This window comes from Streptomyces antioxidans (genome assembly GCF_000968685.2).
Taxonomy (GTDB): domain Bacteria; phylum Actinomycetota; class Actinomycetes; order Streptomycetales; family Streptomycetaceae; genus Streptomyces; species Streptomyces antioxidans.
This window is the reverse complement of record NZ_LAKD02000057.1, coordinates 58,202-69,396: the sequence shown is the minus strand read 5'-3', so window position 1 is coordinate 69,396 and position 11,195 is coordinate 58,202. Positions and strand designations below refer to the sequence as shown.

Sequence of the window (11,195 nt, the reverse complement as noted above, 5' to 3'; positions counted from 1 at the left end):
CACCACCGCCGTTCCGCCCCCGCCCCACCGCTGTTCCGCCCCCGCCCCACACCGGCATCCGAACGAAGAGAGACCGCCGTGCGTTCTCTGCCGCTCACCCTGATCGCCCGTCTGCTGCCCGTCGCCGTCCTCGCCGCCGCGGGGGTGGCCATGACCACGTCGGACGACTCGGACACGAGCGCCACCCCGTCGGGCCCCTCCCCGCAGACCTCGGCTCCGGCCTCCAACGCCGCCGCGCCGCGCTACACCAAGCCGCCCGGGGAGGCGTGCGCGGTCCTGCCGGAGTCGATGATCAAGGACCTGGTGCCGGGCGCCAAACCGGCCGGGAACGAACTGAAGTCCAGCGACCTCAACCGCCGCACGGGCTGCTCCTGGCACGCCCTGGACGACTTCGAGTACCGCTGGCTGGACATCGCCTACAACGTCAAGAGCGTCGCGGGGAAGCAGGGCGAGCAGGGGAAGCAGCAGGGCGACGGCGGCAGCGCGGTGCCCGGCCTCGGCGACGACGCCTCGGTGGCCGAGAAGACCACCAAGGACGACGACCAGGGCATACGCGAGGCCGTGGTGACGGTCCACCAGGACAACGCCACGGTCACCGTGACCTACAACGGCGGCGACTTCGAGAGCCATAAGGCCGCCGACTCCGATGAGATCCGCAAGGGCGCCATCGGAGCGGCCAAGAAGGCGCTGGCCGCACTCGACGACTGATCGTCTCGCTCGCTCATCGAGGCTCGTTCCTCAGCCCTCGATGAACATCAGCCATACGGAAGTGTGGTTCTGAGTGAACGGTTACGATCGCGGACACCGCAACCGAGCTCTGGAGTCCCACCGTGTCCGCCGCCCCCGAACCACGCCTGGGTATCGCCGTCCTGACCATGGGCAACCGGCCCAGAGAGGTGGCCGCCCTGCTGGAGTCGGTCGCCAAGCAGGATGTGCCCCCGGCCCGCGTCGTGGTCGTCGGCAACGGCTCCCCGCTCCCGGAGTTCCCCGCCGAGGTGACCGCGGTCGAGCTCGAGGAGAACCTCGGGGTCTCGGGCGGCCGTAACGTCGCCTGGCGGCGGCTGCGCGAGTTCGGCGACGTGGACGTGGTCGTCGACCTCGACGACGACGGGCTGCTGGTGGACGCCGATGTCTTCCGCCGGATCCGCGATCTGTACGCCGACGACCCGCGCCTGGGCATCGTGAGCTTCCGCATCGCCGACGAGACGGGCGAGACCCAGCGCCGCCACGTGCCCCGGCTGCGTTCGTCCGACCCGATGCGCGGCGGCGAGGTGACCACGTTCCTCGGCGGCGGCCACGCCCTGTCGATGGCGATGCTGGAGCAGATCGGCGGCTGGCCGGACGAGTTCTTCTTCACCCACGAGGAGACCGACCTGGCATGGCGGGCGCTCGACGCGCGCTGGAAGATCGTCTACGCCCCCGAACTGCTGCTCCAGCACCCCCGGACCTCCCCCGCCCGGCACGCCGTCTACTACCGCATGACCGCCCGCAACCGGGTCTGGCTGGCCCGCCGCCACCTGCCCCTGCCCCTGGCCCCGCTCTACCTGACCACCTGGACCCTCCTCACCCTCGCCCGCACCCGCTCCCTGCCCGGCCTGCGCGCCTGGGCAGGCGGCTTCCTGGAGGGCCTGCGCACCAGCTGCGGCCGACGCCGCCCCATGCGCTGGCGCACGGTCTGGCACATGACCAAACTGGGCCGCCCACCCATCATCTGACGGCCCCCGACATGCGGCCCCGCCACCCGCCAGGGCCCCGCCCCTGGCGGGTGGCGGGGTCTCCACTTCTGGCCCCGAGGGCCGGGGCGGAGGCCCGGGTTCGGGGAGGGGTGGGGTGGGGTGGGGAATAGGGCGCCGCGGGCGTTCCGTGGCGTCTAAGGGGTCAGTCCCAGGGCCGGGAAGACCGACGCCACGAGGAAGCGGGTCAGATACGGGCGGTCCGCTGGCCGCCCCTCGATCAGGGGCCGCACCCGCATCGCACCGATCAGCTGGGCGGGCACGAACTCGGAGGCGGGGTTGTCCGCGGCCACTTCACCGCGCTCCACGCCCCGCCGGATCATCGCCTGAATCGTCTTCACCTCGTGCTCGATCAGCGCTGCGCGCAGCGCCTGGAGCAGATCCGGGTTCTGCAGCGCCGCGTGCCCGAGGGCGTACACCAGCGCGGTGTCGCCGCCGCACGCCTCCCCCGCCTCGCCCACCGCCTCCGCGACGGCGCGCAGATCCCCCGCGAGGGAGCCGGTGTCGATGCCCTCCAGCGCGAAGGGCCGCTTGCACGAGCGCAGCGCGGCGACGACGAGCTGGGGCTTGGTGCACCACTGCCGGTAGAGGGTGGAGCGGCTGGCGCGGGTGCGGGCGGCGACCGCCTCGATGGTGAGCGCTTCGTAGCCGCCCTCCTGGAGCAGATCGAGGACCGCCTGGTAGAACTCCTGCTCCCGCTCGGGGGTGATCTTGGAACGGCGCTGCGGCGCGGCCGTCTCCGGGCTCTGCGTCGCCATCGGGCCCTCCTCCTCGGTCCACCGGACTCCGGTTCCCCTCCCGACCCCGCAGTGTACCGACACATCCGCGTACCGATACACCCTTGTACCGATACGCCTCCGCACCGGTACACTCTCGTATCGATACACCTGTGTGCCGATGGCGCCACTCGCGGCAGACAGACAGTGCCCAGAGGAAGGCACGGCGGATGAACCCGACCGTCATAGCCGTCGCGCTCGCGCTCGCCTCGGCCGTCGCCTACGCGACCGCGGCCGTGGCCCAGGAGCGGCTGGCCACGGGCCGCCGACCGGGCCGCATGCCGCGGCTGCTGCTGCGCGGCGCCTGGTGGGGAGCGGTCGGCCTCAACTCCACCGGTGCCCTGCTGCACGTGGCCGCGCTGCGGTACGGACCGCTCACCCTGGTCCAGCCGCTCGGCGCGCTGACCCTGGTGGCCGCCGTCCCGCTGGGCGCGCGCCTCGCGGGACGGCGGGTGGTCAGGGACGAGTGGCGGGGCGTGGTCCTCGCCCTGCTCGGCCTCGGCGCCCTGCTGCCGGTCACCGCCGGGGAGACCCCGCGCGAGACGCTGAGCCTGCCGGAGGCGGTCGCGCTCGCGGCCGTCGTGCTGGGGTTCATCGGGCTGTGCGTCCGGCCGGGGCGCAGGGGTCGCGGCGCGCCGGGCCGTGGCCTGCGGTTCGCCACCGCGTCCGGGGCCGCCTCCGGTGTCGCCTCGGCGCTCACCCAGACCCTCACGGTCGCGCTCGCCGACTCCCGCGCCCCCGGGGCGGCCCTGGTCTCCTGGCGGACCGCGGTCGTGGCCGTACTGGTCGCGGCCTTCGCGGTGAGCGGTCTGCTGCTGTCCCAGAGCGCGTACGGCAGCGGCCTCGGCGCGCCCCTGGCCACCCTGACCCTGGCCAACCCGGTGGCGGCGGCCGCCATCGGGATCGTCCTGCTGGACGAGCGGTTCCGGGGCGGCCCGGGCGGCTGGGCCCTGGCCGCCGTGGGCGCGGCGGCGGCCGCCCGCGGGGTGGTCCTGCTCTCCCGGGCTCCACGTTCGGGGGCCGGGGTGCGCGGCCGCGGGGACACCGTGGTCGTACGGGAATCCGTGGTGGGGGAATCCGTGGTACGGGAACCCCTTGCGCGGAAACCCGTTGTCCCGGAACCCCTGGTACGCGATGCCGCAGTAGCCGTACGAGAGCCCGCCGTACACACGCCCCAGTCCTCCAGCAGCGCCTCGGGCTGAGCGTGCGCGGCGGCCGCCCCGGAGACCGTCGTACGCCAAGCCGCCGCACGAGATGCCCATGCTCCCGGCGGGCCCCCGCACGATCCCACCGCCGTCCCCCGGCAGCCGGTGCCCACGCCTCCGTGAACCCCCTCGGCCGGGACCGCTGAGCCACCGCCGGAGGGGCGAGCCGCCCAGGGCCACCCAGCAGGCACCGTCCCACGGGAACACCCCGCCCCCTAGACACCCCCGCCCCTGTGCCCCGTCCCACAGGCGCATTCCGGCCACCGATATTCGACCCCAGAGCCCAGGGCCCCCTTCCTGTCCGATTTGTCACCCTGGAGGAAGAGGCCACGTTCCCGATCCGCTTTCCGCGGCCGACCGGGCGATGCATGCGGCCCGGGGCCGCCCCGGAAGGAGTTGCCATGGCCAAGGCAGTCGGCATCGACCTGGGCACCACCAACTCGGTGATCGCCGCGTGGGAGGGCGGTGAGTCCTCGGTCGTCCCGAACTCCGAGGGAAGCCGCACCACACCCTCGGTGGTGGCCTTCACCGACACCGGTGAACGGCTGGTGGGGCAGCTGGCCCGGCGCCAGGCGATCCTCAACCCCAAGGGCACCATCTACTCGGCCAAGCGGTTCATCGGCCGCCACTACGACGAGGTCTCCGCCGAGGCCAAGGCGGTCGCCTACGACGTCGTCCCGGACGAGAGCGGCCTCGCCCGCTTCAAGGTGCGCGAGAAGCTGTACTCACCGGAGGAGATCAGCGCCCAGGTGCTGCGCAAACTGGCCGACGACGCCGCGAAGCAGCTGGGCGAGCGGGTCACCGAGGCGGTCATCACGGTGCCCGCGTACTTCAACGACGCCCAGCGCAGCGCCACCAAGGACGCCGGTGAGATCGCCGGTCTGACCGTACTGCGGATCATCAACGAGCCGACCGCTGCCGCCCTCGCGTACGGCCTGGACAAGAAGGGCCACGAGACCGTCCTCGTCTTCGACCTCGGCGGCGGCACCTTCGACGTGTCCATCCTCGACGTCGGGGACGGGGTGGTGGAGGTCCGCTCCACCGCGGGCGACAGCCACCTCGGCGGCGACGACTTCGACCGGCGGCTGGTCGACCACCTCGCCGATGCGTTCCAGCAGGAGAACGGCATCGATCTGCGCCAGGACCCACAGGCGCTGCAGCGGCTCTTCGAGGCCGCGGAGAAGGCCAAGACCGAGCTGAGCTCGGTGACCCAGACCCAGCTCAACCTGCCGTTCATCACCGCGGACGCCTCCGGCCCCAAGCATCTGACCGAGACCGTGATGCGGTCCACCTTCGAGCAGATCACCGGCGACCTGGTGGAGCGCTGTCTGGGCCCGGTGCGGCAGGCGATGGCCGACGCCAAGGTCGGCGAGAGCGACATCGACGAGGTGATCCTGGTCGGCGGCTCGACCCGGATGCCCGCCGTACAGGCCCTGGTCCGCCGGCTGACCGGCGGCAAGGAGCCCAATATGAGCGTCAACCCCGACGAGGTCGTGGCCCTGGGCGCCGCGATCCAGGCCGGGGTGCTCAAGGGCGAGGTCAAGGACGTCCTGCTGCTCGACATCACCCCGCTGTCGCTGGGCGTCGAGACCCGCGGCGGCGTCATGACGAAGATCATCGAGCGGAACACCACCATCCCGGTGCGCCGCACCGAGACCTTCTCCACGGCCGAGGACCACCAGCAGGCCGTGGACATCGTGATCCTCCAGGGCGAGCGCGAGCGCGCCGCCGACAACCGGGTGCTCGGCCGCTTCCAGCTCACCGGCATCCGCCCGGCGCCACGCGGCGAACCACAGGTCGAGGTCACCTGCGACATCGACGCCAACGGCATCCTCAACGTCACCGCCCGCGACCGGGACACCGGCAAGGAGCAGTCCATCCAGATCAGCGAGACCGGCAACCTCGACCGCGGCGAGGTCGAGCGGATGGTCCAGGAGGCCGAGCGCAACCGCGGCGAGGACCAGGCGCTGCGCGAGGCCGTGGACGCGCGCAACGAACTGGACACCGGCGCCTACCAGGTCGAGAAGCGCCTCTCCGAGCTGGGCGACGCGGTGCCCTCCCACGAGAGGTCGCGCGCCGAGATGCTGGTGAACGACGCCCGCCAGGCGGTCAGGAACGAGGCCGGGATCGACCGGACCAGGCCGCTGGCCTCCGAGCTCCAGCAGGTGTACGCGGGCCTGGCCGCCCATGAGACGGCCGGTGCGGGCGCTGGTGCGGGCCCGGGCGGCGCGACCGGTGAACCCGGGGCGGCCGGTGGGCCCGGCGCGGGCGGCGCCCAGGACACCGGGACCGGGCGCGGGGGCGGAGGCGACGAGGACGTCATCGACGCCGAGTTCGACAAGGGCTGAACCGCAGCCCGTCCACGAAGGCCATCCGCAGGCCGAGAAGGCCCATCCGCAGGCCGATCCGACAAAGGCTCATTGAAAAGGCTCACTGAGAGGCCGCCATGTCCACTCAACCGCAGCAGCCCGACCCGGTGCCGGAGGGCGCCGTGACGGAGCCGGAGCCGGAGCGGGAACAGGACCTGCCCGCCCCGGGCGCCGCGGAGGCGCGCGGCGCGGGCGGGGAGGTCCCCGAGGTCCCCGGCCCGGACGCGGCCCGCGGCCCCACCATCGGCGCAGCCGCCGAGCAGACCGACGAACAAGCCGACGAACAAGCCGACGAACAAGCCAACGAGCAGGCCGCCGCCCTCGCCGAGCTCGACGACCGCTGGCGCCGGGCCCTGGCCGACCTGGAGAACCTGCGCAAGCGCCACGCCAAGGAGCTCGACCGGGAGCGGGCCGCCGAGCGGGCCCGTACGGCGGCGGCCCTGCTGCCCGTGGTCGACAACCTCGAACTGGCCCTCTCCCACGCCGAGGCCGACCCCGGCTCGATCGTCGAGGGCGTCCAGGCCATCCACGACCAGGCCGTGGCCGCCCTGGCCCGGCTCGGCTACGAGCGGCAGGGCGAGACGGGGGTGCCGTTCGACCCGGCCCGGCACGAGGTGGTCGGTGTGGTCGAGGACCCCGAGGCCGAGCCGGGCACCGTGGTCCAGGTGCTGCGCCCCGGCTACGGAGAGCCCGGCCACCAGCTCCGGCCGGTGACCGTGGCCGTGGCCAAGCGGGAGTGAGAAGGCCATGGCACGGGACTACTACGACGTGCTCGGGGTCTCCCGGGGCGCGAGCCAGGACGAGATCCAGCAGGCGTTCCGCACCCAGGCCCGCCGCCACCACCCCGACGTGAACAAGGACCCGAACGCCGAGGAGCGGTTCAAGGAGCTCAACGACGCGTACAGCGTGCTCTCCGACCCGAGGACCCGGGCCCGCTACGACCGGTTCGGCGAGGACTTCCGCAAGATCCCCGAGGACTGGGAGGAGCGGGTCGGGGCCGGTGCCGGAGGCGGCGGCGGTGGCTTCCGCGGCTGGACGACATCCGGCGACGGCGGCCGGGTGCGGTTCACCCGTGGCTTCGGCGAGGACGCCGGGGGCGAGGGGGTGGACTTCGAGGACCTGTTCGGCGCGTTCTTCGGCGGTGGCGGCCCGGGGCCGGGGGGCGCGGGGCCCGGCGGCGCGGGCCGCGTCACCATCCCCGGGGCCGACCAGGAGGCGGAGCTGCCGCTCACCGTCGAGGACGCCTTCCACGGCGGGCGCCGCGGCGTCACCCTGGCCGGTCCGACGGGCCAGCGCACCTTCGAGGTGAACGTCCCGCCGGGCGTCATCGACGGGCAGCGCATCCGGCTGGCCGGGCAGGGCGGCCGGGGCACCGGTGACGCACCGGCCGGGGACCTGTACCTACGGGTGCGGATCCAGCCCCATCCGCGGTTCCGGCTGGACGGCCGGAACATCCATGTGACGCTCCCCGTGAGCCCCTGGGAGGCGGCGCTCGGCGCGACCGTCCCGGTGTCCACGCCCGGCGGCACCGCCAAGGTGACCGTTCCGCCCGGCTCATCCGGCGGCCGGCGGCTGCGGCTGCGCGGCGAGGGCATGCCGGACCCGCGCGGCCCGGACGGCGATCTGTACGCCGAGATCCGCGTCATGGTGCCGCCCCGCCTCGGCGAACGGGAGCGGGAGCTGTTCGAGGAGCTGGGCCGTACCTCCTCCTTCGACCCCCGGAGGGAGCGATGAGCACGCACGTACCCGGAACCGTCAGGGCCACCCGGCACCTGCCCGTGACGTCCGTCCACTACGAGCTGGTGCCCGCGCGCAGGCTCTCCCTGGAGACCGTGGCCGACCGCACCGGGCTCCACCCCGAGCTGATCCGGCGGTTCGTCACCCTCGGCCTGATCGACGCCGAGCGCGACGCCTCCGGGCAGCTGGTGTTCGCCCCCGACGCCCCGGCGGCGCTGGCCCGCGTCGAGCGGCTGCACACCGGGCTCTGCCTCAACTACGCCTCCATCGGTCTGGTGCTGGACCTGCTCGACCGCATCAACCGGCTCGAAGCCGCACTGCGCCGCAGCGGGCGCGAGGAGTGACAACAGGCGCGAGGAGTGAAGAACCACCATGGACATGAACCGCCTCACCCAGAAGTCGAGCGAAGCCCTCCAGGACGCCCAGAGCAGGGCCCAGGGTTACGGCCACACCGAGATCGACGGCGAGCATCTGCTGCTGGCCCTCCTCGAACAGCCCGACGGGCTGGCGCCCCGGCTGATCGAGCGGCTGGGCGCCGACCCCGAAGCGGTGCGCGCCATGCTGGAGGCGCAGGTGGCCCGCAAGCCCAGGGTCACCGGCCCCGGGGCCACACCGGGGCAGATCTTCGCCACCCAGCGGCTGGCCCACCTGCTGGACACCGCCGAGCGGGAGGCGAAGCGGCTGAAGGACGAGTACGTCTCGGTGGAACACCTGGTGCTCGCGCTCGCCGAGGAGGGGTCCGCCACCGCGGCGGGGCGGGTGCTCAAGGAGCACGGCGTCACCAAGGAGGCGTTCCTGAACGCCCTCACCCAGGTGCGCGGCAGCCAGCGGATCACCTCCGCCAACCCCGAGGAGGCGTACGAGGCACTGGAGAAGTACGGCCGGGACCTGGTCCTCGAGGCCCGCTCGGGCAAGCTGGACCCGGTGATCGGCCGGGACGCCGAGATCCGCCGGGTGACCCAGATCCTCAGCCGCAAGACGAAGAACAACCCCGTGCTGATCGGTGACCCCGGCGTCGGCAAGACCGCCATCGTCGAGGGCCTGGCCCAGCGGATCGTCCGCGGCGACGTCCCCGAGGGGCTACGCGACAAGACGATCTTCGCCCTGGACATGGGGTCCCTGGTGGCCGGTGCGAAGTACCGCGGGGAGTTCGAGGAACGGCTCAAGGCCGTGCTCACCGAGGTCACCTCGGCCCAGGGGCGGATCCTGCTGTTCGTGGACGAGCTGCACACCGTGGTCGGGGCGGGGGCCGCCGAGGGCGCCATGGACGCCGGGAACATGCTCAAGCCGATGCTGTCCCGCGGTGAGCTGCACATGATCGGCGCCACCACCCTGGACGAGTACCGCAAGCACATCGAGAAGGACGCCGCGCTGGAGCGCCGCTTCCAGATGGTGCTGGTGGACGAGCCGAACGTGGAGGACACCATCTCCATCCTGCGGGGTCTGCGCGAGCGTCTTGAGGTCTTCCACGGCGTCAAGATCCAGGACACCGCGCTGGTCTCCGCCGCCACCCTCAGCCACCGCTACATCAGCGACCGGTTCCTGCCGGACAAGGCCATCGACCTGGTGGACGAGGCATGTGCCCGGCTGCGTACCGAGATCGACTCCATGCCCGCCGAACTGGACGGGATCACCCGCCGGGTCACCCGGCTGGAGATCGAGGAGGCCGCGCTCTCCGAGGAGACCGACCAGGCCAGCCTCCAGCGGCTGGAGGAGCTGCGCCGGGAGCTGGCCGATCTGCGCGCCGAGGCCGACGCCAGGCACGCCCAGTGGGAGGCCGAGCGGCAGTCCATCCGCCGGGTGCAGGACCTGCGCCGGGACCTTGAGGAGGTGCGCCGCGAGGCCGACGAGGCCGAGCGCGCCTACGACCTGGGCCGAGCGGCCGAACTGCGCTACGGCAGGCTCCAGGAGCTGGAGCGCAAGCTGGCCGCCGAGGAGGAGCAGCTGGCCGCCAAGCAGGGCGCGCACCGGCTGCTGCGCGAGGTGGTCACCGAGGAGGAGATCGCCGACATCGTCTCCGCCTGGACCGGGATCCCGGTCTCCCGCCTCCAGGAGGGCGAGCGGGAGAAGCTGCTGCGCCTGGACCAGATCCTCCAGGAGCGGGTCGTCGGCCAGGACGAGGCGGTCAAGCTGGTCTCCGACGCCATCATCCGGGCCCGCTCGGGCATCCGGGACCCGCGCCGCCCGATCGGCTCGTTCATCTTCCTCGGCCCGACCGGCGTGGGTAAGACCGAGCTGGCCAAGGCGCTGGCGGCCGCGCTCTTCGACACCGAGGAGAACATGGTCCGGCTGGACATGAGCGAGTACCAGGAGCGGCACACGGTCAGCAGGCTGGTCGGCGCCCCGCCGGGGTACGTCGGCTACGAGGAGGGCGGGCAGCTCACCGAGGCGGTGCGGCGCAAGCCGTACTCGGTGGTGCTCCTCGACGAGATCGAGAAGGCGCACGCCGATGTCTTCAACACCCTGCTCCAGGTCCTGGACGACGGCCGGATCACCGACGCCCAGGGGCGGCTGGTGGACTTCCGCAACACCGTGATCATCATGACCTCCAACATCGGCTCGGTGCACCTGCTGGACGGGGTCACCTCCGACGGCGAGCTCAAGCCGGACGCCCGGGGCCTGGTGCTGAGCGAGCTGCGCGGCCACTTCCGCCCAGAGTTCCTCAACAGGGTCGATGACATCGTGCTGTTCAAGCCGCTCGGCGAGGCCCAGATCGAGCGGATCGTGGAGCTCCAGTTCAATGAGTTGCGCAAGCGGCTGGCCGAACGCCTGATCGCCGTCGAACTGACCCCGGCCGGGCGCCAGATGATCGCCCACGAGGGCTATGACCCGGTGTACGGGGCCCGCCCGCTGCGCCGCTACATCTCGCACGAGGTGGAAACCCTCATCGGCCGCGCGCTGCTGCGCGGCGATGTCGAGGAGGGCGCCACCGTCAAGGTGGACGGCCGGAACGGCGAGTTGCTGGTCAGCTACGAACGGCGGCCGGAGGTCGCCGGACTCGGAAAGGCCGCGTGAGCACGGTGCCGCGGTTCGACGTGCGGGCCGCCCCGTCCCTGCTCATCCTGGAAACGAGAAAGGGTGAACGCCATGGCCATCGAGCCCGATCCGCACCTGTCGATGGTGCGCCAGGTCACCCCGCACAGCCCCGAGGGGTGCGAGGAGTGCCTGCGCGTCGGGTCCCCCTGGGTCCATCTGCGGCTCTGTCTGACCTGCGGGCACGTGGGGTGCTGCGACTCCTCACCGCTCAAGCACGCCCGGGCCCACGCGTACGCGGAGCAACACCCCATCGTCGAGCCCATGGAGCAGGGCGAGACCTGGCGGTGGTGCTACGCCCACGAGGCCATGGCCTGACCCGCGGCCACCCAAGCGCATCCA

At 72.6% G+C, this 11,195-nt stretch carries 10 protein-coding genes; 9 read left to right on the top strand and 1 reads right to left on the bottom strand.

The window, feature by feature from the left end; all coding sequences use genetic code 11:
• Both VT50_RS23140 and VT50_RS23135 read left to right on the top strand, forming a co-directional pair.
• A partial coding sequence (locus VT50_RS23140) for a hypothetical protein (RefSeq protein ID WP_338058337.1) occupies positions 1-708 on the top strand: 708 nt, incomplete at its 5' end.
• 167 nt (positions 709-875) lie between these two features.
• Entirely contained in the window at positions 876-1,715 is an 840-nt protein-coding gene (locus tag VT50_RS23135; protein WP_240529271.1) for a glycosyltransferase family 2 protein, read from the top strand.
• Positions 1,716-1,870: 155 nt separating this feature from the next.
• On the opposite strand, the gene VT50_RS23130 is transcribed toward VT50_RS23135, so the two are convergent.
• Positions 1,871-2,491 carry a TetR/AcrR family transcriptional regulator gene (locus VT50_RS23130; protein ID WP_046085787.1) on the bottom strand — a complete coding sequence of 207 codons (621 nt, stop codon included), beginning with the start codon at positions 2,489-2,491 and terminating at the stop codon, positions 1,871-1,873.
• Between the two features lie 188 nt (positions 2,492-2,679).
• Here VT50_RS23130 and VT50_RS23125 point away from each other — a divergent pair, with 188 nt between their 5' ends.
• The 7 genes from VT50_RS23125 (at position 2,680) to VT50_RS23095 (ending at position 11,171) form a co-directional block, all read left to right on the top strand.
• The gene (locus VT50_RS23125) at positions 2,680-3,711 is read left to right on the top strand and encodes a DMT family transporter (protein WP_046085788.1); all 1,032 of its coding nucleotides are present in this window, start codon (positions 2,680-2,682) and stop codon (positions 3,709-3,711) included.
• 404 nt (positions 3,712-4,115) lie between these two features.
• Positions 4,116-6,062, top strand: a complete 1,947-nt coding sequence (dnaK, locus tag VT50_RS23120) for a molecular chaperone DnaK (RefSeq protein WP_046085789.1) — start codon at positions 4,116-4,118, stop codon at positions 6,060-6,062.
• A 98-nt stretch (positions 6,063-6,160) separates the two neighbouring features.
• Positions 6,161-6,823, top strand: a complete 663-nt coding sequence (locus VT50_RS23115) for a nucleotide exchange factor GrpE (RefSeq protein ID WP_046085790.1) — start codon at positions 6,161-6,163, stop codon at positions 6,821-6,823.
• A gap of 7 nt (positions 6,824-6,830) precedes the next feature.
• On the top strand, positions 6,831-7,817 hold the full coding sequence (locus tag VT50_RS23110) for a DnaJ C-terminal domain-containing protein (RefSeq protein ID WP_046085791.1): 987 nt from the start codon (positions 6,831-6,833) through the stop codon (positions 7,815-7,817).
• A complete protein-coding gene (locus VT50_RS23105) occupies positions 7,814-8,164 on the top strand; it encodes a chaperone modulator CbpM (RefSeq protein WP_078840675.1) in 351 nt (116 codons plus the stop codon). The genes VT50_RS23110 and VT50_RS23105 overlap by 4 nt, the downstream gene beginning before the upstream one ends.
• 28 nt (positions 8,165-8,192) lie before the next feature.
• Entirely contained in the window at positions 8,193-10,835 is a 2,643-nt protein-coding gene (gene clpB / locus VT50_RS23100; RefSeq protein WP_046085792.1) for an ATP-dependent chaperone ClpB, read from the top strand.
• Between the two features lie 72 nt (positions 10,836-10,907).
• Positions 10,908-11,171: a UBP-type zinc finger domain-containing protein gene (locus VT50_RS23095; protein ID WP_046085793.1), complete on the top strand. Its 264-nt coding sequence runs from the start codon at positions 10,908-10,910 to the stop codon at positions 11,169-11,171.
• The last annotated feature ends 24 nt before the right edge of the window (positions 11,172-11,195 follow it).

Bases quoted from the DNA above. Each gene is read 5' to 3' on its own strand.
- VT50_RS23095 (WP_046085793.1), top strand. From the start codon at position 10,908: ATGGCCATCGAGCCCGATCCGCACCTGTCGATGGTGCGCCAGGTCACC.
- VT50_RS23130 (WP_046085787.1), bottom strand. From the start codon at position 2,491: ATGGCGACGCAGAGCCCGGAGACGGCCGCGCCGCAGCGCCGTTCCAAG.
- VT50_RS23105 (WP_078840675.1), top strand. From the start codon at position 7,814: ATGAGCACGCACGTACCCGGAACCGTCAGGGCCACCCGGCACCTGCCC.
- VT50_RS23135 (WP_240529271.1), top strand. From the start codon at position 876: ATGGGCAACCGGCCCAGAGAGGTGGCCGCCCTGCTGGAGTCGGTCGCC.
- dnaK (WP_046085789.1), top strand. From the start codon at position 4,116: ATGGCCAAGGCAGTCGGCATCGACCTGGGCACCACCAACTCGGTGATC.
- clpB (WP_046085792.1), top strand. From the start codon at position 8,193: ATGGACATGAACCGCCTCACCCAGAAGTCGAGCGAAGCCCTCCAGGAC.
- VT50_RS23110 (WP_046085791.1), top strand. From the start codon at position 6,831: ATGGCACGGGACTACTACGACGTGCTCGGGGTCTCCCGGGGCGCGAGC.
- VT50_RS23115 (WP_046085790.1), top strand. From the start codon at position 6,161: ATGTCCACTCAACCGCAGCAGCCCGACCCGGTGCCGGAGGGCGCCGTG.
- VT50_RS23125 (WP_046085788.1), top strand. From the start codon at position 2,680: ATGAACCCGACCGTCATAGCCGTCGCGCTCGCGCTCGCCTCGGCCGTC.